Source organism: Enterobacter sp. SORGH_AS_0287 (assembly GCF_031453695.1).
Lineage (GTDB): Bacteria > Pseudomonadota > Gammaproteobacteria > Enterobacterales > Enterobacteriaceae > Enterobacter > Enterobacter ludwigii.
Window position 1 is genome coordinate 3,990,838 of the sequence record NZ_JAVIZW010000001.1, and the last position, 22,816, is coordinate 4,013,653.

At 53.1% G+C, this 22,816-nt stretch carries 33 protein-coding genes; 29 read left to right on the top strand and 4 right to left on the bottom strand.

All coding sequences use genetic code 11. The features are described from left to right. Both QE396_RS18890 and mdcH read left to right on the top strand, forming a co-directional pair. On the top strand, positions 1 to 618 hold the full coding sequence (locus QE396_RS18890) for a malonate decarboxylase holo-ACP synthase (protein WP_020884597.1): 618 nt from the start codon (positions 1 to 3) through the stop codon (positions 616 to 618). Beyond that, entirely contained in the window at positions 618 to 1,514 is an 897-nt protein-coding gene (mdcH, locus tag QE396_RS18895) for a malonate decarboxylase subunit epsilon (RefSeq protein ID WP_020884598.1), read from the top strand. The genes QE396_RS18890 and mdcH overlap by 1 nt, the downstream gene beginning before the upstream one ends. Here the strand turns inward: mdcH and QE396_RS18900 are convergent. Further along, a complete protein-coding gene (locus QE396_RS18900) occupies positions 1,503 to 2,453 on the bottom strand; it encodes a LysR family transcriptional regulator (protein WP_020884599.1) in 951 nt (316 codons plus the stop codon). The genes mdcH and QE396_RS18900 overlap by 12 nt on opposite strands. 15 nt (positions 2,454 to 2,468) lie before the next feature. Further along, complete coding sequence (locus QE396_RS18905; protein WP_020884600.1) at positions 2,469 to 4,373, bottom strand: ABC transporter ATP-binding protein; 1,905 nt, start codon at positions 4,371 to 4,373, stop codon at positions 2,469 to 2,471. Between the two features lie 138 nt (positions 4,374 to 4,511). Here QE396_RS18905 and kefG point away from each other — a divergent pair, with 138 nt between their 5' ends. The 4 genes from kefG (at position 4,512) to slyD (ending at position 7,767) form a co-directional block, all read left to right on the top strand. Further along, positions 4,512 to 5,063 (top strand): glutathione-regulated potassium-efflux system ancillary protein KefG, encoded by a 552-nt coding sequence (kefG, locus tag QE396_RS18910; protein WP_020884601.1) that lies wholly within the window; start codon positions 4,512 to 4,514, stop codon positions 5,061 to 5,063. Further along, complete coding sequence (gene kefB, locus QE396_RS18915) at positions 5,063 to 6,868, top strand: glutathione-regulated potassium-efflux system protein KefB (protein ID WP_020884602.1); 1,806 nt, start codon at positions 5,063 to 5,065, stop codon at positions 6,866 to 6,868. The genes kefG and kefB overlap by 1 nt, the downstream gene beginning before the upstream one ends. Positions 6,869 to 6,881: 13 nt before the next feature. Continuing rightward, positions 6,882 to 7,082, top strand: coding sequence for a YheV family putative zinc ribbon protein (locus QE396_RS18920; RefSeq protein ID WP_013099038.1), 201 nt, complete (start codon positions 6,882 to 6,884; stop codon positions 7,080 to 7,082). Positions 7,083 to 7,176: 94 nt separating this feature from the next. Continuing rightward, positions 7,177 to 7,767 carry a peptidylprolyl isomerase gene (gene slyD / locus QE396_RS18925; protein ID WP_014171912.1) on the top strand — a complete coding sequence of 197 codons (591 nt, stop codon included), beginning with the start codon at positions 7,177 to 7,179 and terminating at the stop codon, positions 7,765 to 7,767. Between the two features lie 54 nt (positions 7,768 to 7,821). Here the strand turns inward: slyD and QE396_RS18930 are convergent, their stop codons facing one another. Continuing rightward, a complete protein-coding gene (locus tag QE396_RS18930; protein ID WP_020884603.1) occupies positions 7,822 to 8,040 on the bottom strand; it encodes a protein SlyX in 219 nt (72 codons plus the stop codon). Positions 8,041 to 8,277: 237 nt separating this feature from the next. Here QE396_RS18930 and fkpA point away from each other — a divergent pair, with 237 nt between their 5' ends. From fkpA to bfr, 11 genes are all read left to right on the top strand, one after another. Next, positions 8,278 to 9,099 carry an FKBP-type peptidyl-prolyl cis-trans isomerase gene (gene fkpA / locus QE396_RS18935; RefSeq protein WP_014171910.1) on the top strand — a complete coding sequence of 274 codons (822 nt, stop codon included), beginning with the start codon at positions 8,278 to 8,280 and terminating at the stop codon, positions 9,097 to 9,099. Between the two features lie 166 nt (positions 9,100 to 9,265). Continuing rightward, the gene (locus tag QE396_RS18940) at positions 9,266 to 9,988 is read left to right on the top strand and encodes a transcriptional regulator (protein WP_014171909.1); all 723 of its coding nucleotides are present in this window, start codon (positions 9,266 to 9,268) and stop codon (positions 9,986 to 9,988) included. After that, on the top strand, positions 9,988 to 10,374 hold the full coding sequence (gene tusD, locus QE396_RS18945; RefSeq protein ID WP_020884604.1) for a sulfurtransferase complex subunit TusD: 387 nt from the start codon (positions 9,988 to 9,990) through the stop codon (positions 10,372 to 10,374). Before QE396_RS18940 ends, tusD begins: the two co-directional genes overlap by 1 nt. Next, positions 10,374 to 10,733 carry a sulfurtransferase complex subunit TusC gene (gene tusC, locus QE396_RS18950; RefSeq protein WP_020884605.1) on the top strand — a complete coding sequence of 120 codons (360 nt, stop codon included), beginning with the start codon at positions 10,374 to 10,376 and terminating at the stop codon, positions 10,731 to 10,733. Before tusD ends, tusC begins: the two co-directional genes overlap by 1 nt. 7 nt (positions 10,734 to 10,740) lie before the next feature. Continuing rightward, complete coding sequence (gene tusB / locus QE396_RS18955; protein WP_014171906.1) at positions 10,741 to 11,028, top strand: sulfurtransferase complex subunit TusB; 288 nt, start codon at positions 10,741 to 10,743, stop codon at positions 11,026 to 11,028. Between the two features lie 124 nt (positions 11,029 to 11,152). Next, entirely contained in the window at positions 11,153 to 11,527 is a 375-nt protein-coding gene (rpsL, locus tag QE396_RS18960; RefSeq protein WP_000246815.1) for a 30S ribosomal protein S12, read from the top strand. Between the two features lie 96 nt (positions 11,528 to 11,623). After that, positions 11,624 to 12,094 carry a 30S ribosomal protein S7 gene (gene rpsG, locus QE396_RS18965; RefSeq protein WP_003861706.1) on the top strand — a complete coding sequence of 157 codons (471 nt, stop codon included), beginning with the start codon at positions 11,624 to 11,626 and terminating at the stop codon, positions 12,092 to 12,094. Positions 12,095 to 12,190: 96 nt separating this feature from the next. Then, positions 12,191 to 14,305 carry an elongation factor G gene (gene fusA / locus QE396_RS18970; protein WP_014171904.1) on the top strand — a complete coding sequence of 705 codons (2,115 nt, stop codon included), beginning with the start codon at positions 12,191 to 12,193 and terminating at the stop codon, positions 14,303 to 14,305. 69 nt (positions 14,306 to 14,374) lie between these two features. After that, positions 14,375 to 15,559 carry an elongation factor Tu gene (gene tuf, locus QE396_RS18975; protein WP_014171903.1) on the top strand — a complete coding sequence of 395 codons (1,185 nt, stop codon included), beginning with the start codon at positions 14,375 to 14,377 and terminating at the stop codon, positions 15,557 to 15,559. Between the two features lie 179 nt (positions 15,560 to 15,738). Further along, positions 15,739 to 15,933 carry a bacterioferritin-associated ferredoxin gene (gene bfd, locus QE396_RS18980; RefSeq protein ID WP_008503493.1) on the top strand — a complete coding sequence of 65 codons (195 nt, stop codon included), beginning with the start codon at positions 15,739 to 15,741 and terminating at the stop codon, positions 15,931 to 15,933. 72 nt (positions 15,934 to 16,005) lie between these two features. Further along, positions 16,006 to 16,482 (top strand): bacterioferritin, encoded by a 477-nt coding sequence (gene bfr, locus QE396_RS18985; protein ID WP_014171902.1) that lies wholly within the window; start codon positions 16,006 to 16,008, stop codon positions 16,480 to 16,482. Here bfr and QE396_RS18990 read toward each other — a convergent pair. After that, a complete protein-coding gene (locus tag QE396_RS18990; RefSeq protein WP_020882972.1) occupies positions 16,466 to 16,939 on the bottom strand; it encodes an A24 family peptidase in 474 nt (157 codons plus the stop codon). The two genes, bfr and QE396_RS18990, sit on opposite strands and share 17 nt — an antisense overlap. 379 nt (positions 16,940 to 17,318) lie before the next feature. Here QE396_RS18990 and rpsJ point away from each other — a divergent pair, with 379 nt between their 5' ends. The 12 genes from rpsJ (at position 17,319) to rplN (ending at position 22,813) form a co-directional block, all read left to right on the top strand. Continuing rightward, on the top strand, positions 17,319 to 17,630 hold the full coding sequence (gene rpsJ / locus QE396_RS18995) for a 30S ribosomal protein S10 (RefSeq protein WP_001181005.1): 312 nt from the start codon (positions 17,319 to 17,321) through the stop codon (positions 17,628 to 17,630). A gap of 32 nt (positions 17,631 to 17,662) precedes the next feature. Further along, entirely contained in the window at positions 17,663 to 18,292 is a 630-nt protein-coding gene (rplC, locus tag QE396_RS19000; protein ID WP_006178923.1) for a 50S ribosomal protein L3, read from the top strand. Between the two features lie 10 nt (positions 18,293 to 18,302). Beyond that, the gene (gene rplD / locus QE396_RS19005; RefSeq protein ID WP_000424395.1) at positions 18,303 to 18,908 is read left to right on the top strand and encodes a 50S ribosomal protein L4; all 606 of its coding nucleotides are present in this window, start codon (positions 18,303 to 18,305) and stop codon (positions 18,906 to 18,908) included. Next, a complete protein-coding gene (rplW, locus tag QE396_RS19010) occupies positions 18,905 to 19,207 on the top strand; it encodes a 50S ribosomal protein L23 (protein WP_000617546.1) in 303 nt (100 codons plus the stop codon). The genes rplD and rplW overlap by 4 nt, the downstream gene beginning before the upstream one ends. Before the next feature lie 17 nt (positions 19,208 to 19,224). Continuing rightward, positions 19,225 to 20,046, top strand: a complete 822-nt coding sequence (gene rplB, locus QE396_RS19015) for a 50S ribosomal protein L2 (RefSeq protein WP_000301859.1) — start codon at positions 19,225 to 19,227, stop codon at positions 20,044 to 20,046. A gap of 16 nt (positions 20,047 to 20,062) precedes the next feature. Next, on the top strand, positions 20,063 to 20,341 hold the full coding sequence (gene rpsS / locus QE396_RS19020; protein ID WP_001138117.1) for a 30S ribosomal protein S19: 279 nt from the start codon (positions 20,063 to 20,065) through the stop codon (positions 20,339 to 20,341). A 14-nt stretch (positions 20,342 to 20,355) separates the two neighbouring features. Further along, positions 20,356 to 20,688 carry a 50S ribosomal protein L22 gene (gene rplV / locus QE396_RS19025; protein WP_002919773.1) on the top strand — a complete coding sequence of 111 codons (333 nt, stop codon included), beginning with the start codon at positions 20,356 to 20,358 and terminating at the stop codon, positions 20,686 to 20,688. Between the two features lie 17 nt (positions 20,689 to 20,705). Next, positions 20,706 to 21,407: a 30S ribosomal protein S3 gene (gene rpsC / locus QE396_RS19030; protein ID WP_000529945.1), complete on the top strand. Its 702-nt coding sequence runs from the start codon at positions 20,706 to 20,708 to the stop codon at positions 21,405 to 21,407. A 12-nt stretch (positions 21,408 to 21,419) separates the two neighbouring features. Beyond that, positions 21,420 to 21,830 carry a 50S ribosomal protein L16 gene (rplP, locus tag QE396_RS19035; protein ID WP_002919759.1) on the top strand — a complete coding sequence of 137 codons (411 nt, stop codon included), beginning with the start codon at positions 21,420 to 21,422 and terminating at the stop codon, positions 21,828 to 21,830. After that, positions 21,830 to 22,021 (top strand): 50S ribosomal protein L29, encoded by a 192-nt coding sequence (rpmC, locus tag QE396_RS19040; RefSeq protein WP_003863282.1) that lies wholly within the window; start codon positions 21,830 to 21,832, stop codon positions 22,019 to 22,021. Before rplP ends, rpmC begins: the two co-directional genes overlap by 1 nt. Then, positions 22,021 to 22,275 carry a 30S ribosomal protein S17 gene (gene rpsQ / locus QE396_RS19045; RefSeq protein ID WP_008503489.1) on the top strand — a complete coding sequence of 85 codons (255 nt, stop codon included), beginning with the start codon at positions 22,021 to 22,023 and terminating at the stop codon, positions 22,273 to 22,275. The genes rpmC and rpsQ overlap by 1 nt, the downstream gene beginning before the upstream one ends. A gap of 166 nt (positions 22,276 to 22,441) precedes the next feature. Continuing rightward, on the top strand, positions 22,442 to 22,813 hold the full coding sequence (gene rplN / locus QE396_RS19050; RefSeq protein ID WP_002919748.1) for a 50S ribosomal protein L14: 372 nt from the start codon (positions 22,442 to 22,444) through the stop codon (positions 22,811 to 22,813). Positions 22,814 to 22,816 lie beyond the last annotated feature (3 nt).

The window sequence follows — 22,816 nt, forward strand, 5'->3', positions numbered from 1 at the left end:
ATGACCACAACATTACGCCCTCACGACCTCATCTGGCTTAACGCGCGTGACGCGCTGGAAGGCATCACTGACGACTGGGTGGATGCGGTATGGCATACCGGTTTACCGGTGGTCGTGCGGCGTGATGTTGATAATGCTGGCCGTATTCCCGTTGGCGTACGCGGTTTACGCCGCGACCAGCGGGCGGCCGGTTGGGTGAAGCCAGGCAACGTCGTGCGGGTGGTCTCACCCGAGGCGTTGAGCGTGACCGCCGATCTTCTGCGTTCACCGTTTGTGACTCAGCCACCGGTTCAGGTGGCGTTGCAACTTTCTCAGCAGTCATGGCCGTGGACGTGGGGAATTACGGGCAGCACGGGCTACGCCCTGGCGACCGGTATCCCGGTCATTCATGCCGACAGCGATCTCGATCTGCTGGTGCGAGCCCCTCAGCCTCTGTCGGCTGACGCTTTTCGTGTCTGGGCGTCACAGCTCAGCCGCGCGTTATGTCGGGCAGACACCCAGGTCGACACCCCTGAAGGCGGCTTTGCGCTGACGGAGTGGCTGCGCGACGGCAAAACGTTGCTGAAGACCCGCCGTGGGCCGCGCCTGGTGGCGGACCCGTGGCACAGGGAGGAGTGATGAAAATACTGTTTACCTTTCCAGGGCAGGGCACCCAGCATGTCGGTATGCTGCAAAACCTGCCTGGCACGACGCTGGAGCAGGCCCGCGAGGTATTGGGTGGCGAAGTCGATACGCTGGATACCGCGGCAGCGTTAACCCACACGCGAGCCGTTCAGCTTTCGTTGTTAATTGCCGGTGTTGCCTGGGCGCGTGAGCTTGAACAACGCGGCGTGGCACCGGATATCGTCAGCGGTCTGTCTATTGGCGCGTATCCGGCCGCGGTCATTGCCGGTGCGCTGGAATTTGCCGACGCGCTGAAGCTGGTCGCGCTGCGTGGCGATCTCATGGAGCAAGCCTATCCGCACGGTTATGGCCTGACCGCGATAATGGGTCTGACCCTGCCTCAGGTTGAAGCGTTGCTGGAAGGCACCGGAACGTATATCGCCAATCTGAACGCGGAAACGCAGATTGTGATCGCCGGCACCGATGAGGGGATGGCGCAGGTGGCGAAACGCGCGCTGGCAAAAGGGGCTAATAAGGCGCATCGGCTGACCGTCAGCGTGCCTTCCCATTGCGAGCTGTTGGCGGAGCCGGCGCACAAGCTGGTGGAGGCATTCACATCCGTCACGCTCACACGCCCGCGCTGTGCTTACCTGAGCGGCAGCACAGGACGCGTGCTCTGGACGCCTGAGAAAATCGCGGACGATCTGGCGATGAATATGGCGCGCACGGTGCGCTGGCAGGAAGCGGTGATTTCTGCCAACGAGCGTGAAGCTCGGCTGGCGATTGAAATGCCACCTGGCGGAGTACTGACCTGCCTGACGCGTCAGGCGGCCTGGGAAGGGGAATCAGTTTCGCTGGAGCGCAGTGGTGTTGACGTGGCGGTACACCTGGCTAAGCGGCTACAGCGGTAGGGTCTGCGCAGGGTCGATGGCGATACTGCGGGCATACATTCGCCCTTCGGCTGCCAGTGCCCGCAGGCTGGGGTCTTGCTCGCGGTTGCGGGCAAACACAATGGCAATCAACTGCTGCATCTGATACGGCTGGGCCAGCTTCAGTAGCTGTACTGAGTTCTCATACACTTTCTTCATTCTGCCTGGCATGAGCGTAAAGCCCACGCCCGCCTGCACCAGACTCAGCATCGAGAAAATGTCATTTACGCGGGTGACGATTTCCGGTTCGAAACCGGCAATATGAAACGCCTCCTGAAACCCGGCGTAGGTGGCAAACCCTTCCGACAGCGCGACAAACTTCTGGTCTTTGTAATCACGTAAGTCGGCAGGCCCGCTGGTGTTCAGCGTGGCAGAGGCCGGTGCGGCAAGAAAAATGTCGTCATGGAACAGGGGGAGCACTTCCAGACTGTTGCGGTCGATATCGCTTTCGGAAATAGAGATGAGGATGGCGTCGAGCAAACCGTCGTCCAGCATACGCAACAGGGTCTCGTTAGAGCCCATCGTCAGGTCCATCTCCAGGTCCGGACGGCGCAGTTTCATCCCCATAATCAGGCGTGGCACGGTTTCCAGCGTCAGCGAGTAGAGCGTGCCGACGCGCAGTCGTCCCTGGCCAACGCCGGCCGTTTTGCGCGCTTCTTCCAGCCCGCGCGCCATTACCTGCATCACTTCCTGACAATATTCCAGCAGCGTCCAGGCCGAAGGCAGCGCAATGAGATTGCGACCTTTATGCGTAAAGAGCGGGCAGCGCACATTTTCTTCGAGAGTATGCAGCGCGCGGTGCACGCTAACGCCGCTCAGGCCAAGCGCTTCGGCGGTACGGGCGATATTGCCCTTCTCCATAAAGGTCATGAAGATGCTGAGTTTACGAAATGTAATGTCGCTCGTGATATCGAAACTCATAACCCTCCCGGGGATTTAGTCGGCCTGCAGCATGGCTTCCAGCTGTTCCTGGGCGTCCAGCCACGCCATCTCGCATGCTTCGAGGCTGGATTTCGTCTTCGCCTGTGTCTGCAGGCAGTCGGTCAGTTCCGCCTTACGGCTCTGGTCATACAGACCGCTGTCGCCCAGCTTCTCTTCAACGGTAGCCAGCAGAGCGTTAAGTTTCTCCATCTCCTTTTCGAGACGGGCAATCTCTTTACGCAGCGGCTGGGTTTGAGTACGCAGTTCCGCTTCACGGCGCTTCTGGTCTTTACGCGCCTGGGCGCTGTTGGCGTTATCTTTCGACGAGTCGTCCGGCTGGTTTTCCTGCTTCTGCACGTCCGTTAGCCACTGCTGATAGTCTTCCAGATCGCCATCGAACGGCTCGACTTTGCCATCGTGCACTAAATAGAGATCGTCCGTTGTGGAGCGGATCAGGTGACGATCGTGCGAGACGACAACCAGCGCGCCTTCAAACTCAATTAACGCTTCGGTCAGCGCCTGACGCATGTCGAGATCGAGGTGGTTTGTAGGTTCATCGAGCAGCAGCAGGTTCGGGCGTTGCCAGACGATGAGCGCCAGCACCAGACGCGCTTTTTCGCCGCCGGAGAAACGTTCGGTGTTTTCGGTGACTTTATCGCCCTGGAAGCCAAAGCCGCCAAGGTAATCGCGCAGCTTCTGCTCCATCTCCTGCGGCGCCAGTCGCGCGAGGTGTTGGATGGGCGATTCATCCGCGCGTAAGAATTCCAGCTGATGCTGGGCGAAGTAGCCAAGCTTAATGCCTTTTGCCAGGCCGATCTCGCCGCTGACCGGGTTAAGCTCGCCCGCCAGCAGTTTTATCAGCGTCGATTTACCGGCGCCGTTACGCCCCAGCAGACCAATACGTGAACCCGGCACCAGGTTGAGCTTGATGGAGTCGAGAATAATGCGATCGCCGTAGCCAGCGCTCACCTTTTCCATCTTCAGCAGTGGGTTCGGCAGGCTCTCGGGCTCGCGAAAACTGAAGTGGAACGGGTTATCGACGTGCGCCGGGGCGATCATCTCCATGCGTTCCAGCATCTTGATGCGGCTCTGGGCCTGCTTGGCTTTAGACGCTTTTGCCTTGAAGCGGTCAACAAAGCTTTGCAGATGCGCCACGCGCTGCTGCTGGCTTTCGTACATCGCCTGCTGTTGAGCAAGGCGCGTCGCGCGCTGGCGCTCGAATGAGCTGTAGTTGCCGGTGTATTCAAACAGGCTTTGCTGTTCGATATGAATGATTTTATCCACCACCGGGTCGAGGAAGTCGCGGTCGTGGGAGATCAGAATCAGAGTGCCCTGATAGCTCTTGAGCCACTTCTCCAGCCAAATAACCGCATCGAGATCGAGGTGGTTAGTGGGTTCATCAAGCAGCAGCAGGTCGGAACGGCAAATCAGTGCCTGCGCCAGGTTAAGGCGCATACGCCAGCCGCCGGAGAAGTCGCTGACGGGGCGTTCAAGCTGTTCGTTGCTGAAACCCAGACCGTGCAGCAGGCTGGAGGCGCGGGAGCGAATGGTCCATGCGTCGATGGCGTCCAGCTTACCGTGGACGGTGGCGATAGCATGACCGTCATTTCGCTCGTTGGCGGCGTTCAGTTCAGCTTCCAGCTTACGGTATTCACGATCGCCGTCGATAACATAGTCGAGAGCGGGTTCGCTCAGGGCAGGCGTCTCCTGATTTACCCAGGCAAGCTGCCAGTTACCCGGATAGGTAAAGTTACCGCCGTCAGCGCTAATCTCGTTTTTCAGCAGCGCAAGCAGGGTCGATTTTCCGCAGCCGTTTTTGCCGACCAGACCCACTTTTTGACCGGGATTGATGGTGGCGGAGGCGTTATCCAGCAGGACGCGCACGCCGCGGCGAATTTGTAACGAGGAGAAAACAATCATAGAAGCGCCGTATGTTCCGACTATGTTAATTTGTCATTATGATAATGTAAGGTGTGGGCCATTTTCCGCACCGGGCCGCCATGGTAGCCCAAAACAACGACGATACACAAAAACAGAAACAGAACCGGGAGGGGAGTGATGTCTCAGACAGCGAAAGTGCTGCTGCTGTATGCCCATCCGGAATCTCAGGACTCGGTGGCAAACCGGGTTCTGCTTAAGCCGGCTACTCAGCTCAGCAATGTGACGGTGCACGATCTCTACGCGCACTATCCTGATTTCTTTATTGATATTCCTTACGAGCAGGAACTGCTGCGTCAGCATGACGTGATTGTGTTCCAGCATCCGCTTTATACCTACAGCTGTCCGGCACTGCTGAAAGAGTGGCTGGACCGTGTGCTGAGCCGGGGGTTCTCCAGCGGGGTGGGGGGCAACCAGCTGGCGGGAAAGTACTGGCGCAGTGTCATTACGACCGGTGAGCCAGAGAGCGCTTACCGCCACGACGGTCTTAACCGTTATCCCATGAGTGATATCCTGCGGCCGTTTGAGCTGACGGCTGCGATGTGCCGCATGCACTGGATGAGCCCGATTATTGTCTACTGGGCGCGTCGCCAGAAGCCTGAAGCGCTGGCGAGCCACGCCAGAGCGTATGGCGATTGGCTTGCATCACCGATATCGGCGGGAGGTCGCTAATGGAAGGATCGAATTTACTCCTGGCCGGCGTGCTGTTTTTATTTGCCGCAGTGGTGGCGGTTCCGCTGGCCGCCCGGCTGGGCATTGGCGCGGTGCTGGGCTACCTGCTGGCCGGGATCGCCATTGGCCCCTGGGGGCTGGGATTCATCAGCGATGTGGATGAAATTCTCCACTTCTCTGAACTGGGCGTAGTGTTCCTGATGTTCATCATTGGCCTCGAACTGAACCCGTCAAAACTGTGGCAGCTCCGGCGATCAATATTTGGCGTGGGGGCGGCGCAGGTCTTGTTCAGTGCCGCGATTCTGGCCGGGCTGTTAATGCTGACCAACTTCTCGTGGCAGGCGGCGGTGATCGGCGGAATAGGTCTTGCGATGTCGTCGACAGCGATGGCGCTGCAGTTAATGCGTGACAAAGGGATGAACCGCAACGAGGCAGGACAGCTGGGCTTTTCGGTACTGCTGTTTCAGGACCTGGCCGTGATCCCGGCGCTGGCACTGGTGCCGTTACTGGCAGGCTCCGGTGACGATCATTTTGACTGGGTCAAAATCTCCATGAAGGTGCTGGCCTTCGCCGGCATGCTGATTGGCGGGCGTTTCCTGCTGCGACCGGTGTTTCGTTTTATTGCCGCCTCTGGCGTGCGCGAGGTGTTTACTGCCGCGACGCTGCTGCTGGTGCTGGGCTCGGCATTGTTTATGGACGCGCTGGGGCTGTCGATGGCGCTCGGTACGTTTATCGCCGGGGTGCTCCTTGCTGAAAGCGAATATCGTCACGAACTGGAAACGGCTATCGATCCGTTTAAAGGGCTGCTGTTAGGGTTGTTCTTTATTTCGGTGGGAATGGCGCTCAACCTGGGCGTGCTCTATACCCATCTGCTGTGGGTGGTGATGAGCGTCGTTGTGCTGGTGGCGGTAAAAACGCTGGTGCTGTACGTCATGGCACGGATATACGGGCTGCGCAGTTCCGAGCGCATGCAGTTTGCCAGCGTCTTAAGTCAGGGCGGAGAGTTCGCGTTCGTGCTGTTCTCCACCGCTTCCTCCCAGAAGCTGTTTAAAGACGATCAGATGGCGCTGTTGCTGGTGACGGTCACGCTGTCGATGATGACCACCCCGCTGCTCATCAGGCTGGTGGATAAGCTGCTCTCACGGCGTTTAAATCCGACAGAGGATGAAGATGAGATGCCGTGGGTGGAGGATGATAAGCCGCAGGTGATTGTGGTGGGCTTTGGCCGCTTTGGGCAGGTGATTGGACGTCTGCTGATGGCGAACAAAATGCGCATCACGGTGCTGGAGCGCGATATCAGCGCGGTGAACCTGATGCGTAAATACGGCTACAAGGTTTACTACGGCGACGCGACCCAGCTCGAACTGTTGCGTTCAGCGGGAGCAGAAGCGGCAGAATCCATCGTGATTACCTGCAACGATCCGGAAGATACGATGAAGCTGGTGGAACTGTGCCAGCAGCATTTCCCGCATCTGCATATTCTGGCGCGTGCGCGTGGACGTGTTGAAGCGCACGAACTGCTGCAGGCAGGTGTGAAGCACTTCTCCCGTGAGACATTTTCCAGTGCGCTGGAGTTGGGACGTAAAGCGCTGATTTCGCTGGGCATGCATCCTCATCAGGCTCAGCGGGCCCAGATGCATTTTCGCCGGCTGGACATGCGAATGCTGCGCGAATTAATGCCGGTACACTCTGATACGGCGCAGATCTCCCGCGTGCGGGAAGCGCGTCGGGAGCTGGAAGAGATTTTCCAGCGAGAGATGCAACAGGAACGACGCCAGCTCGATGGCTGGGATGAATTTGAATAAAGGGTAACGAAAGATGGCTGTACGTAAACGCTTTATTGCGGGCGCAAAATGCCCGAGCTGCCAGGCGCAAGATACGCTGGCGATGTGGCGGGAAAATAATATTGATGTCGTAGAGTGTGTTAAGTGCGGTCATCAGATGCGCGAGGCGGATAAAGAAGCCCGCGATCATGTTCGCAAAGAAGAGCAAGTTATCGGGATTTTTCATCCGGACTAGCGATATGCCCTGAGTTTTTTTAAGCTAAAGGGTACACGGGTGCAGATTTCCGCTACAATCTGCGCCAGCAATTTTCCCTTGCTCAGGAGATATCATGAAAGTAGCAAAAGACCTGGTGGTCAGCCTGGCCTATCAGGTACGTACAGAAGACGGTGTGTTGGTTGATGAGTCTCCGGTGAGTGCGCCGCTTGACTACCTGCATGGTCACGGTTCCCTGATTTCCGGCCTGGAAAACGCGCTGGAAGGTCACGACGTTGGCGACAAATTCGACGTTGCTGTTGGCGCGAACGACGCTTACGGTCAGTACGACGACAACCTGGTGCAGCGCGTTCCTAAAGACGTGTTCATGGGCGTTGACGAACTGCAGGTTGGCATGCGCTTCCTGGCGGAAACTGACCAGGGTCCGGTTCCTGTTGAAATCACTGAAGTGGAAGACGACCACGTTGTGGTTGACGGCAACCACATGCTGGCTGGCCAGAACCTGAAATTCAACGTAGAAGTTGTTGCGATCCGTGAAGCGACCGAAGAAGAGCTGGCTCATGGCCACGTTCACGGTGCGCACGGTCACGACCATGACCACGATCACGGCCACGACGGCTGCTGTGGTGGTCACGGCCACGATCACGACCATGGTCACGACCACGGTAAAGGTGGTTGCGGTAACGGCGGCTGCGGTTGCCACTAATTCCGTTATGCGGAAAATAAAAAAGCGGGATAATAATCCCGCTTTTTTTACGCCTCAATAATGAGGTGGTGGCGTCTCTTCTGACTGAGAGGCAATATGTGACGGCTGTGTGGCCTTCAGTTTGTCCGTCAGCAGGCGCATGAGATCCCGCAGTTTCGCCATTTCCAGTTCATGTGCGGTCACGGTCTGGTTTAGCTCTTCGATGGTGATGTCCTGAAAAGCCAGGCGGCTTTCCAGCTCAGCCATTCTCGCTTCTAACATTGTGTCCTTCATCATTCACCTCGTTGTATCTCATTAACCACAATCGGCCAGCGGCGGCGAAGTTTAACTGAGTTTATCCTTAAGTTCAGTATCTATCCCCTTGGCAAGAAACTTATTTAAACAAAAATAGTCTGAAAAGTGGCGAGAATCGGGAGAGTCTGTCTGTAGATTTCTTCCGCAACGTTTTATAGTACGTAACTCATTTACGTTTAACGCTGGGGTGAGAGTCCCCAGGCCCTGGAGATATGGATGAAATCACTGTTTAAAGTAACGCTGCTGGCGACGACGATGGCTGTTGCGCTGAACGCGCCGCTGTCCTTCGCTGCTGATACTGCTGCGAAGCCTGCTGCAACTGCAGACAGCAAAGCGGCGTTCAAAAATGACGACCAGAAATCCGCCTACGCACTTGGCGCATCTCTGGGTCGTTACATGGAAAACTCTCTGAAAGAACAAGAGAAACTGGGCATTAAACTGGACAAAGCTCAGCTGATCGCGGGCGTTCAGGACGCATTTGCAGATAAGAGCAAACTGTCTGACCAGGAAATTGAACAGACTCTGCAGGCGTTCGAAGCACGTGTGAAAGGTGCCGCTCAGACTAAGATGGAAGCGGATGCAAAAGACAACGAAGCGAAAGGCAAAGCCTACCGCGATACCTTTGCTAAAGAGAAGGGCGTGAAAACCTCCTCTACGGGTCTGGTGTACAAAGTTGAGAAAGAAGGTACCGGTGATGCGCCTAAAGACAGCGATACTGTCGTGGTTAACTACAAAGGTACGCTGATCGACGGTAAAGAGTTCGATAACTCTTACACCCGTGGTGAGCCTCTCTCCTTCCGTCTGGATGGTGTGATCCCAGGCTGGACTGAAGGTCTGAAAAACATCAAGAAAGGTGGCAAGATCAAACTGGTTATTCCACCGGATCTGGCATATGGCAAAACCGGCGTTCCAGGTATCCCTGCTAACTCTACCCTGGTCTTTGACGTAGAGCTGCTGGATATCAAGCCAGCGCCGAAAGCTGATGCGAAACCAGAAGCGCAGGCAGAACAGAAAGCTGCGACAGACGCGAAGAAGTAATGGAATGAAAACCGCCGCCTTTAAGGCGGCGGTTTTTTTTATTGTGGGGCAGATATAATTAACACTGGAAAGCGTTATGCACGCTGTATTAATTTAGTTGTCCGTGTAGATAATGAGCCTGCCCTGAAAACCTAACGACAGGCTCCTGAAAAGGAGTGTTTTTTTCATGTCCAGGTCGCTTTTAACCAACGAAACCAGTGAACTTGATTTACTGGATCAACGTCCTTTCGACCAGACCGACTTCGATATTCTGAAATCCTACGAGGCGGTAGTGGACGGGTTAGCGATGCTCATTGGGTCCCACTGCGAAATCGTATTGCACTCCCTGCAAGATCTTAAGTGTTCCGCCATCCGCATTGCTAATGGTGAGCATACTGGCCGTAAAATTGGTTCGCCAATCACCGACCTTGCATTGCGTATGCTGCATGACATGACCGGCGCGGACAGCAGCGTCTCCAAATGTTATTTCACCCGCGCCAAAAGCGGCGTACTGATGAAATCAGAAACCATCGCGATTCGAAATCGCGAGCATCGCGTGATCGGTCTGTTGTGCATCAACATGAACCTTGATGTGCCGTTCTCGCAAATCATGAGCACTTTCATACCGCCTGAAACGCCGGACGTTGGGTCCTCAGTTAACTTTGCCTCCTCTGTTGAAGATCTGGTGACGCAGACGCTTGAGTTCACTATCGAAGAGGTGAATGCCGATCGCAACGTATCGAACAACGCCAAGAATCGTCAGATCGTGCTGAATCTCTATGAGAAAGGGATTTTTGACATCAAAGACGCCATTAACCAGGTGGCCGATCGCCTGAACATTTCCAAGCATACGGTCTACCTCTACATCCGCCAGTTCAAAAGCGGTGATTTCCAGGGGCAAGACAAGTAATGCGTTTTTCGCTGATGGTGACAGGCCCGGCGTATGGTACTCAGCAGGCCAGCAGCGCGCTGCAGTTTGCGCATGCGTTACTGGCTGCCGGACATGAGCTGGTGAGCGTCTTCTTTTATCGGGAAGGGGTGTATAACGCCAACCAGTTTACCTCACCGGCCAGCGATGAATTTGATCTGGTGCGCGCCTGGCAGACGCTGAACGAGACAAGGGGGGTTGCGCTGCATATCTGCGTGGCGGCAGCCCTGCGTCGCGGCGTGACCGATGCCACCGAAGCTGAACGTCTTGGCTTGCCAGGGGCCAACCTGCAGCCGGGGTTTACGTTGAGCGGTCTGGGCGCACTGGCACAGGCTGCGTTAACCTGCGACAGAGTGGTGCAATTCTGATGAAACGCGTGGCGTTTGTTTTTTCATCTGCTCCGCACGGTAGTGCGTCCGGCAGAGAAGGGCTGGATGCGTTGCTCGCAACATCAGCGCTGACCGAAGACATCGGTGTCTTCTTTTTAGGGGATGGCGTGTTTCAGCTTCTGGCGGGCCAGCAGCCGAAGGCTATTCTGGCGCGGGATTACATCGCGACCTTTAAAGTGCTGCCGCTTTACGACATTGAAACCTTTTTTGTCTGCGCTGATTCTCTGGCTGCGCGCGGTCTGAGCGATAAGACGTCTTTCGTGCTGGATGTCACACTCCTCCCGGCCGACGCGCTGCGCGACCAACTTTCCCATTACGACACTGTTCTGAATTTCTGAGGCTGACATGCTCCATACCCTGAGCCGTTCACCGTGGCATTGTGATATCGACGCATTACTGAGCATGCTGCGCGAAGGTGATGACCTGCTGCTGATTCAGGATGGCGTACTGGCTGCGCTTGAAGGGAGTCGTTTCGTTGAAATTCTCAGCAATGCCCCCATATCCGTCTCTGCGCTGAAAGACGATCTTGAGGCGCGAGGTCTTTCTGGTCAAATTTCAGCCAAAATTGACGTGGTTGGCTATACTGATTTCGTCAATCTTACTGTGACACACGCCAGTCAAATGAACTGGTGATCCGAGATCGCTGTATATTTCTTGACACCTTTTCGACGTAGCCCTAAAATTTCGCGTCCTCATATTGTATGAGGTCGTTTTATTACGTGTTTACGAAGCAAAAGCTAAAACCAGGAGCTATTTAATGGCAACAGTTAACCAGCTGGTACGCAAACCACGTGCGCGCAAAGTTGCAAAAAGCAACGTGCCTGCACTGGAAGCCTGCCCGCAGAAACGTGGCGTATGTACTCGTGTATATACCACCACTCCTAAAAAACCAAACTCCGCACTGCGTAAAGTATGCCGTGTGCGTTTGACTAACGGTTTCGAAGTGACTTCCTACATCGGTGGTGAAGGTCACAACCTGCAGGAGCACTCCGTGATCCTGATCCGTGGCGGTCGTGTTAAAGACCTTCCGGGTGTTCGTTACCACACCGTTCGTGGTGCGCTGGACTGCTCAGGTGTTAAAGACCGTAAGCAGGCTCGCTCCAAGTACGGCGTGAAGCGTCCTAAGGCTTAATGGTTCTCCGTTAAGTAAGGCCAAACTGATTTATCTTAATGTCAAACTAAACTCGTAGAGTTTTGGACAATCCTGAATTAACAACGGAGTATTCCCATGCCACGTCGTCGCGTCATTGGTCAGCGTAAAATTCTTCCAGATCCGAAATTCGGATCAGAACTGCTGGCAAAATTTGTAAATATCCTGATGGTAGATGGTAAAAAATCTACTGCAGAAGCAATCGTATACAGCGCGCTGGAGACCCTGGCTCAGCGCTCTGGTAAAAATGAACTGGAAGCTTTCGAAGTCGCTCTCGACAACGTGCGCCCGACTGTAGAAGTTAAGTCTCGCCGCGTTGGTGGTTCTACTTATCAGGTTCCAGTTGAAGTTCGTCCGGTTCGTCGTAATGCTCTGGCAATGCGTTGGATCGTTGAAGCTGCTCGTAAACGCGGTGATAAATCCATGGCTCTGCGTCTGGCGAACGAACTTTCTGATGCTGCAGAAAACAAAGGTACTGCAGTTAAGAAACGTGAAGACGTTCACCGTATGGCAGAAGCCAACAAGGCGTTCGCACACTACCGTTGGTAATCCCTTCGGAGTATTAGTCACCAGGCGGGCGCTTCAGCGAAGCTGCCCGTCCTGGGTTACTTAACTGAACGCCTAAAGAAACAAACGAGGAATCAAATGGCTCGTACAACACCCATCGCACGTTACCGTAACATTGGTATCAGTGCGCACATCGACGCCGGTAAGACCACTACTACCGAACGTATTCTGTTCTACACCGGTGTAAACCATAAAATCGGTGAAGTTCATGACGGCGCAGCCACCATGGACTGGATGGAACAGGAGCAGGAGCGTGGTATTACTATCACCTCCGCAGCGACTACTGCATTCTGGTCAGGTATGGCTAAGCAGTACGAACCGCATCGCGTTAACATCATCGACACCCCAGGGCACGTTGACTTCACCATCGAAGTAGAACGTTCCATGCGTGTTCTTGACGGCGCGGTAATGGTTTATTGCGCAGTTGGTGGTGTTCAGCCACAGTCTGAGACCGTATGGCGTCAGGCGAACAAATATAAAGTTCCACGCATCGCGTTCGTTAACAAAATGGACCGTATGGGTGCTAACTTCCTGAAAGTTGTTGGTCAGATCAAATCCCGTCTGGGCGCGAACCCTGTTCCGCTGCAGCTGGCAATTGGTGCTGAAGAAGGCTTCACCGGCGTTATCGACCTGGTGAAAATGAAAGCCATCAACTGGAACGATGCAGACCAGGGCGTTACCTTCGAATACGAAGATATCCCAGCTGAGATGCAGGACCTGGCTGACGAATGGCACCAGAACCTGATCGAATCCGCTGCTGAAGCTTCTGAAGAGCTGATGGAGAAATACCTGGGTGGTGAAGAACTGACTGAAGAAGAGATCAAAAAAGCTCTGCGTCAGCGTGTTCTGAACAACGAAATCATCCTGGTAACCTGTGGTTCTGCATTCAAGAACAAAGGTGTTCAGGCGATGCTGGATGCGGTAATTGATTACCTGCCATCCCCGGTTGACGTTCCTGCGATCAACGGCATCCTGGACGACGGTAAAGATACTCCGGCTGAACGTCACGCAAGCGACGAAGAGCCGTTCTCTGCACTGGCGTTCAAAATTGCTACCGACCCATTCGTGGGTAACCTGACCTTCTTCCGCGTTTACTCTGGTGTGGTTAACTCCGGTGACACCATCCTGAACTCCGTGAAAACGGCGCGTGAACGTTTTGGCCGTATCGTTCAGATGCACGCTAACAAACGTGAAGAGATCAAAGAAGTTCGTGCGGGCGACATCGCTGCAGCAATCGGTCTGAAAGACGTGACTACTGGTGACACCCTGTGTGACCCGGATCACCCGATCATTCTGGAGCGTATGGAATTCCCTGAGCCGGTAATCTCCATCGCGGTTGAACCAAAAACCAAAGCTGACCAGGAAAAAATGGGTCTGGCTCTGGGCCGTCTGGCGAAAGAAGACCCATCATTCCGCGTATGGACTGATGAAGAATCTAACCAGACCATCATCGCTGGTATGGGTGAACTGCACCTGGACATCATCGTTGACCGTATGAAGCGTGAATTCAACGTTGAAGCGAACGTGGGTAAACCTCAGGTTGCTTACCGCGAAGCGATTCGTGCGAAAGTTACCGATGTTGAAGGTAAACACGCTAAGCAGTCTGGTGGGCGCGGTCAGTACGGTCACGTTGTGATCGACATGTACCCACTGGAGCCGGGCTCTAACCCTAAAGGTTACGAGTTCATCAACGACATCAAAGGTGGTGTAATTCCTGGCGAATACATCCCAGCCGTTGATAAAGGTATCCAGGAACAGCTGAAAGCGGGCCCTCTGGCTGGCTATCCGGTTGTTGACATGGGTGTCCGTCTGCACTTCGGTTCTTACCACGACGTTGACTCCTCTGAACTGGCGTTTAAACTGGCTGCGTCTATTGCCTTTAAAGAAGGCTTTAAGAAAGCAAAACCAGTTCTGCTTGAGCCAATCATGAAGGTTGAAGTAGAGACTCCTGAAGAGAACACCGGTGACGTTATCGGTGACTTGAGCCGTCGTCGCGGTATGCTGCGCGGTCAGGAATCCGAAGTAACTGGCGTTAAGATCCATGCTGAAGTTCCGCTGTCTGAAATGTTCGGATATGCAACTCAGCTGCGTTCTCTGACCAAAGGTCGTGCATCATACACCATGGAATTCCTGAAGTATGATGATGCGCCTAACAACGTTGCTCAGGCCGTTATCGAAGCCCGTGGTAAGTAATCCACAGGATTAAAACCTAAGTCCCGTGCTCTCTCCGAAGGGGAGAGCACTATAGTAAGGAATATAGCCGTGTCTAAAGAAAAATTTGAACGTACAAAACCGCACGTCAACGTTGGTACTATCGGCCACGTTGACCATGGTAAAACTACCCTGACCGCTGCAATCACTACCGTACTGGCTAAAACCTACGGCGGTGCTGCTCGTGCATTCGACCAGATCGATAACGCACCAGAAGAAAAAGCGCGTGGTATCACCATCAACACTTCTCACGTTGAATATGACACCCCGACTCGCCACTACGCACACGTAGACTGCCCAGGCCACGCCGACTATGTTAAAAACATGATCACCGGTGCTGCGCAGATGGACGGCGCGATCCTGGTTGTTGCTGCGACTGACGGCCCTATGCCTCAGACTCGTGAGCACATCCTGCTGGGTCGTCAGGTAGGCGTTCCTTACATCATCGTGTTCCTGAACAAATGTGACATGGTTGATGACGAAGAGCTGCTGGAACTGGTAGAGATGGAAGTTCGTGAACTGCTGTCTCAGTACGATTTCCCAGGCGACGACACCCCAATCGTTCGTGGTTCCGCGCTGAAAGCGCTGGAAGGCGAAGCAGAGTGGGAAGAGAAAATCATCGAACTGGCTGGCTTCCTGGATTCTTACATCCCAGAACCAGAGCGTGCGATTGACAAGCCGTTCCTGCTGCCAATCGAAGACGTATTCTCCATCTCCGGTCGTGGTACCGTTGTTACCGGTCGTGTTGAGCGCGGTATCATCAAAGTTGGCGAAGAAGTTGAAATCGTTGGTATCAAAGAGACTGCTAAGTCTACCTGTACTGGCGTTGAAATGTTCCGCAAACTGCTGGACGAAGGCCGTGCTGGTGAGAACGTAGGTGTTCTGCTGCGTGGTATCAAACGTGAAGAAATCGAACGTGGTCAGGTACTGGCTAAGCCAGGCTCAATCAAGCCACACACCAAGTTCGAATCTGAAGTGTACATCCTGTCCAAAGACGAAGGCGGCCGTCATACTCCGTTCTTCAAAGGCTACCGTCCACAGTTCTACTTCCGTACAACTGACGTGACCGGTACCATCGAACTGCCAGAAGGCGTTGAGATGGTAATGCCAGGCGACAACATCAAGATGGTTGTGACGCTGATCCACCCAATCGCGATGGACGACGGTCTGCGTTTCGCAATCCGTGAAGGCGGCCGTACCGTTGGCGCGGGCGTTGTTGCTAAAGTTCTGGGCTAATTACTTATCCCTGAATTAAAAAAGGACGCTTCGGCGTCCTTTTTTGTTTTCTGCCGTTATATGTCTGTCACAAATTTTCGCATTTTTCGTCCTCTCCCGCCCCGTATACGGGTGTTTGTGCTATTGTAATCATAACCATTCTCACTTACACTTTGCGCATATTTTGAACGGGAGTCTTTATGTACGTTTGTTTATGTAATGGTGTAAGCGACAAAAAAATACGTCAGGCCGTTCGCCAGTTTCAGCCACAGTCCTTCCAGCAGCTTCGCAAATTTGTTCCAGTGGGAAATCAATGCGGTAAATGTGTACGTGCTGCACGTGAGATCATGCAGGACGAATTGATGCAGATCCCGGAATACAAAGAGATTGCGTAAGCGCCCATCTTTTTTTTGACATCCCTGTAGCCCGATCTACGCTTCAATGAGTGGAAGCGGAGGGACTATATAATGAAAGGTGATGTTAAAATCATAAGTTATCTCAATAAATTATTGGGAAATGAGCTTGTCGCGATCAATCAGTATTTTCTCCATGCGAGAATGTTCAAAAACTGGGGCCTGATGCGCCTCAACGATGTTGAATACCACGAATCCATCGATGAGATGAAACATGCCGATAAATACATCGAGCGTATTTTATTCCTTGAAGGCATTCCTAACCTGCAGGATCTCGGCAAACTCGGCATCGGTGAAGATGTTGAAGAGATGCTTCGGTCCGACCTCAGGCTCGAGCTTGAAGGCGCAAAAGATCTCCGCGAAGCCATTGCCTATGCGGACAGTGTTCATGACTACGTCAGCCGCGATATGATGATCCAGATTCTGGCCGATGAAGAAGGGCACATTGACTGGCTTGAAACTGAGCTGGATCTCATCAGTAAAATTGGTTTGCAGAATTATCTTCAATCCCAGATTAAAGTGGCTGACTAAACAGCGTCTGCCAGCCAACGCTTAAACCCGCTGCCGCCAGAAATGGCCCAAAAGGCAGTGGGTTTTTTAATGCCTGTTTATCAGGAGCCGGTAAAGCGAGGATGAGCTGGTAAAGAAGCGCCACCAATGCGGCGGTTAACACCAGTGCGGGCAATATGTGCCAACCGTGCCACGCCCCCAGTGCCGAAAGATATTTCACGTCGCCATAGCCCATCCCTTCACGTCCAGTCAGAAGCCGGTAGCCCCAGTAGATAATCGCAAAGCTCACATACCCTGCCATCGCGCCAGTCACTGCGTTCGAAAGAAAGTCAGGATGAAGGCAAAGCTGGAAGAGCAGGCCGGTCCATAAGAGGGGACAGAGGTATTTATCCGGGAGAAGGCCGGCACGAATATCTTCACGTACCAGTAAACCGGAGAGTGTGAAGTAAACGAGCAGAAAGGGGAGGGGAGTCAGCATACGCAAAGCCTCAAAGATGTTTGGCGCATACTCTTCTCATGATGCAAGGCCAGCAACGTCCGAACACAGGAATTGCGTGAGGGGTTCATAAAAAGAGATGAAAGCAGACAGGTTGCTGCAAATAATGGAATGCCCTACGCTTCGCATGTCTTTGGCGCTTAATTTCTAAACGGCACTTGCGTCTTGCTCAGATTTACGTATAATGCGCGGGCTTGTCGTAGTTGACGGCGGGTTCAATCTGAACCGGAGTAGCTAATTTTGTTACTCAACAATGCTCCCAATCGGGGAGCTACGTAAGAACGGTTACACTCTCCCATCAATCGTAATGGGTTTGAGGAGTAATCATTTTCGTTTATAAAATAATTGGAGCTCTGGTCTCATGCAGAACCAAAGAATCCGTATCCGCCTTAAAGCGTTTGATCATCGTCTGATCGATCAATCAACCGCGGAAATCGTCGAGACTGCTAAGCGCACTGGTGCGCAAGTCCGTGGTCCGATCCCGCTGCCGACCCGCAAAGAGCGCTTTACCGTTCTGATCTCTCCGCACGTTAACAAAGATGCGCGTGATCAGTACGAAATCCGCACTCACAAGCGTCTGGTTGACATCGTTGAGCCAACTGAGAAAACCGTTGATGCTCTGATGCGTCTGGATCTGGCTGCCGGTGTAGACGTGCAGATCAGCCTGGGTTAATCAGGTCATCGAGCGATTGAGAGGTTGAAACAATGATTGGTTTAGTCGGTAAAAAAGTGGGAATGACCCGCATCTTCACTGAAGATGGCGTTTCTATCCCAGTAACCGTAATCGAAGTTGAAGCAAACCGCGTTACTCAGGTTAAAGATCTGGCTAACGATGGCTACCGCGCTGTTCAGGTTACCACCGGTGCTAAAAAAGCTAACCGTGTAACCAAACCAGAAGCGGGTCACTTCGCTAAAGCTGGCGTTGAAGCTGGCCGTGGTCTGTGGGAATTCCGTCTTGCTGAAGGCGAAGAGTTCACCGTAGGTCAAGACATTAGCGTTGAGCTGTTTGCTGACGTTAAAAAAGTTGACGTAACCGGTACCTCTAAAGGTAAAGGTTTTGCTGGTACCGTTAAGCGCTGGAACTTCCGTACCCAGGACGCTACTCACGGTAACTCCTTGTCTCACCGCGTTCCGGGTTCTATCGGTCAGAACCAGACTCCGGGCAAAGTGTTCAAAGGCAAGAAAATGGCAGGTCAGCTGGGTAACGAACGTGTAACCGTTCAGAGCCTGGACGTAGTACGTGTTGACGCTGAGCGCAACCTGCTGCTGGTTAAGGGTGCTGTTCCGGGTGCTACCGGTAGCGACCTGATCGTTAAACCAGCTGTGAAGGCGTAAGGGGATAGCAATGGAATTAGTATTGAAAGACGCGCAGAGCGCGCTGACTGTTTCCGAAACTACCTTCGGTCGTGATTTCAACGAAGCGCTGGTTCACCAGGTTGTTGTTGCTTATGCAGCTGGTGCTCGTCAGGGTACTCGTGCTCAGAAGACTCGTGCTGAAGTAACTGGTTCTGGCAAAAAGCCATGGCGCCAGAAAGGTACCGGCCGTGCGCGTTCAGGTTCTATCAAGAGCCCGATCTGGCGTTCAGGTGGCGTGACCTTCGCTGCGCGTCCACAGGACCACAGTCAAAAAGTTAACAAAAAGATGTACCGCGGCGCGCTGAAAAGCATTCTGTCCGAACTGGTACGTCAGGATCGTCTGATCGTTGTCGAGAAGTTCTCTGTAGAAGCGCCTAAAACTAAGCTGCTGGCACAGAAACTGAAAGACATGGCTCTGGAAGATGTGCTGATCATCACCGGTGAGCTGGACGAGAACCTGTTCCTGGCCGCACGTAACCTGCACAAGGTTGACGTACGCGATGCGACTGGTATCGACCCGGTTAGCCTGATCGCCTTCGACAAAGTCGTAATGACTGCTGATGCTGTTAAGCAAGTTGAGGAGATGCTGGCATGATTCGTGAAGAACGTCTGCTGAAGGTGCTTCGCGCACCGCACGTTTCTGAAAAAGCGTCTACTGCGATGGAAAAAACAAACACCATCGTTCTCAAAGTTGCTAAAGACGCGACCAAAGCAGAGATCAAAGCTGCTGTGCAGAAACTGTTTGAAGTCGAAGTCGAAGTCGTTAACACCCTGGTTGTTAAAGGGAAAGTTAAACGTCACGGACAGCGTATCGGTCGTCGTAGCGACTGGAAAAAAGCTTACGTCACCCTTAAAGAAGGCCAGAACCTGGACTTCGTTGGCGGCGCTGAGTAAGTCGGAGGAGTAATACAATGGCAGTTGTTAAATGTAAACCGACATCTCCGGGTCGTCGCCACGTAGTTAAAGTGGTTAACCCTGAGCTGCACAAGGGCAAACCTTTTGCTCCGTTGCTGGAAAAAAACAGCAAATCCGGTGGTCGTAACAACAATGGCCGTATCACCACTCGTCACATCGGTGGTGGCCACAAGCAGGCTTATCGTATTGTTGACTTCAAACGCAACAAAGACGGTATCCCAGCAGTTGTTGAACGTCTTGAGTACGATCCGAACCGTTCCGCGAACATCGCGCTGGTTCTGTACAAAGACGGTGAACGCCGTTACATCCTGGCCCCTAAAGGCCTGAAAGCTGGCGACCAGATTCAGTCTGGCGTTGATGCTGCAATCAAAGCAGGCAACACCCTGCCGATGCGCAATATCCCGGTTGGTTCTACCGTTCATAACGTAGAAATGAAACCAGGTAAAGGCGGTCAGCTGGCGCGTTCCGCGGGTACTTACGTTCAGATCGTTGCTCGTGACGGTGCTTATGTCACCCTGCGTCTGCGTTCTGGTGAAATGCGTAAAGTCGAAGCAGATTGCCGCGCTACTCTGGGCGAAGTTGGCAATGCTGAGCATATGCTGCGCGTTCTGGGTAAAGCTGGTGCTGCACGCTGGCGTGGTGTTCGTCCTACCGTTCGCGGTACTGCGATGAACCCAGTAGACCACCCACATGGTGGTGGTGAAGGTCGTAACTTTGGTAAGCACCCGGTAACTCCGTGGGGCGTTCAGACCAAAGGTAAGAAGACCCGCAGCAACAAGCGTACTGATAAATTTATCGTACGTCGCCGTAGCAAATAATTTTAGAGGATAAGCCATGCCACGTTCTCTCAAGAAAGGTCCTTTTATTGACCTGCACTTGCTGAAGAAGGTAGAGAAAGCGGTGGAAAGCGGAGACAAGAAGCCCCTGCGCACTTGGTCCCGTCGTTCAACGATCTTTCCTAACATGATCGGTTTGACCATCGCTGTCCATAATGGTCGTCAGCACGTTCCAGTCTTTGTTACCGACGAAATGGTTGGTCACAAACTGGGTGAATTCGCACCGACTCGTACTTATCGCGGCCACGCTGCTGATAAAAAAGCGAAGAAGAAATAAGGTAGGAGGAAGAGATGGAAACTTTAGCTCAACATCGCCATGCTCGTTCTTCTGCTCAGAAGGTTCGCCTTGTTGCTGACCTGATTCGCGGTAAGAAAGTGTCGCAGGCCCTGGACATCCTGACCTATACCAACAAGAAAGCTGCGGTATTGGTCAAGAAAGTACTGGAATCTGCCATTGCTAACGCTGAACACAACGATGGCGCTGACATCGACGATCTGAAAGTCGCGAAAATTTTCGTAGATGAAGGCCCAAGCATGAAGCGCATTATGCCGCGTGCGAAAGGTCGTGCAGATCGCATCCTGAAGCGCACCAGCCACATTACTGTGGTTGTGTCCGATCGCTGAGACTCTGGAGACTAGCAATGGGTCAGAAAGTACATCCTAATGGTATTCGCCTGGGTATTGTAAAACCATGGAACTCTACCTGGTTTGCGAACACCAAAGAATTCGCTGACAACCTGGACAGCGATTTTAAAGTACGTCAGTACCTGACTAAGGAACTGGCTAAAGCGTCTGTATCTCGTATCGTTATCGAGCGTCCAGCTAAGAGCATTCGTGTAACCATTCACACTGCTCGTCCTGGCATCGTTATCGGTAAGAAAGGCGAAGACGTAGAAAAACTGCGCAAGGTCGTAGCGGATATCGCTGGCGTTCCTGCACAGATCAATATCGCTGAAGTTCGTAAGCCTGAACTGGACGCTAAATTGGTTGCTGACAGCATCACTTCACAGCTGGAACGTCGTGTTATGTTCCGTCGTGCTATGAAGCGTGCTGTACAGAACGCAATGCGTCTGGGCGCTAAGGGTATCAAAGTTGAAGTTAGCGGCCGTCTGGGCGGCGCGGAAATCGCACGTACCGAATGGTACCGCGAAGGTCGCGTACCGCTGCACACTCTGCGTGCTGACATCGACTACAACACCTCTGAAGCGCACACCACTTACGGTGTAATCGGCGTTAAGGTATGGATCTTCAAAGGTGAGATCCTGGGTGGTATGGCTGCTGTTGAACAACCGGAAAAACCGGCTGCTCAACCTAAAAAGCAGCAGCGTAAAGGCCGTAAATAAGGAGCGTCGCTGATGTTACAACCAAAGCGTACAAAATTCCGTAAAGTGCACAAAGGCCGCAACCGTGGTCTGGCGCAGGGTACGGATGTTAGCTTCGGCACTTTCGGTCTGAAAGCTGTTGGCCGTGGTCGTCTGACTGCACGTCAGATCGAAGCAGCACGTCGTGCAATGACCCGTGCAGTTAAGCGTCAAGGTAAGATCTGGATCCGTGTATTCCCGGACAAACCGATCACCGAGAAGCCGCTGGAAGTTCGTATGGGTAAAGGTAAAGGTAACGTGGAGTACTGGGTTGCCTTGATCCAACCGGGCAAAGTCCTTTATGAAATGGACGGCGTTCCGGAAGAGCTGGCCCGTGAAGCCTTCGGCCTGGCAGCAGCGAAACTGCCTATCAAAACCACCTTTGTAACTAAGACGGTGATGTAATGAAAGCAAAAGAGCTGCGTGAAAAAAGCGTTGAAGAGCTGAACGCTGAGCTGCTGAACCTGCTGCGTGAGCAGTTCAACCTGCGTATGCAGGCTGCAAGTGGCCAGCTGCAACAGACTCACCTGCTGAAGCAAGTGCGTCGCAATGTTGCGCGCGTTAAGACTTTACTGACTCAGAAGGCGGGTGCGTAATGACCGATAAAATCCGTACTCTGCAAGGTCGTGTTGTTAGCGACAAAATGGAGAAATCCATCGTTGTAGCTATCGAACGTATTGTGAAACACCCGATCTACGGTAAATTCATCAAACGTACGACCAAACTGCACGTACATGACGAGAACAACGAATGTGGTATCGGCGACAAGGTTGAAATCCGTGAATGCCGTCCACTGTCCAAGACTAAGTCCTGGACGCTGGTTCGCGTTGTAGAGAAAGCGGTTCTGTAATAGAGTACGCATTCTCAATACGAATAAACGGCTCAGCGATGAGCCGTTTATTTTTTCTACCCATATTGTAGAAGCGGTGTTATAATGCCGCGCCCTCGATATGGGGCTTTTTAACGGCTCTGATTTTAGAGTCTCAGGTAGTAGTTGACATTAGCGGAGCACTAAAATGATCCAAGAACAGACTATGCTGAACGTCGCCGACAACTCCGGTGCACGTCGCGTAATGTGTATCAAGGTTCTGGGTGGCTCGCACCGTCGCTACGCAGGCGTAGGCGACATCATCAAGATCACCATCAAAGAAGCAATTCCACGTGGTAAGGTCAAAAAAGGTGATGTGCTGAAAGCGGTAGTGGTGCGCACCAAGAAGGGTGTTCGTCGCCCTGACGGTTCTGTCATTCGCTTCGATGGTAATGCATGCGTTATTTTGAACAATAACAGTGAGCAGCCAATCGGCACGCGTATCTTTGGGCCGGTAACTCGTGAACTTCGTACTGAAAAGTTCATGAAAATTATCTCTCTGGCACCAGAAGTACTCTAAGGA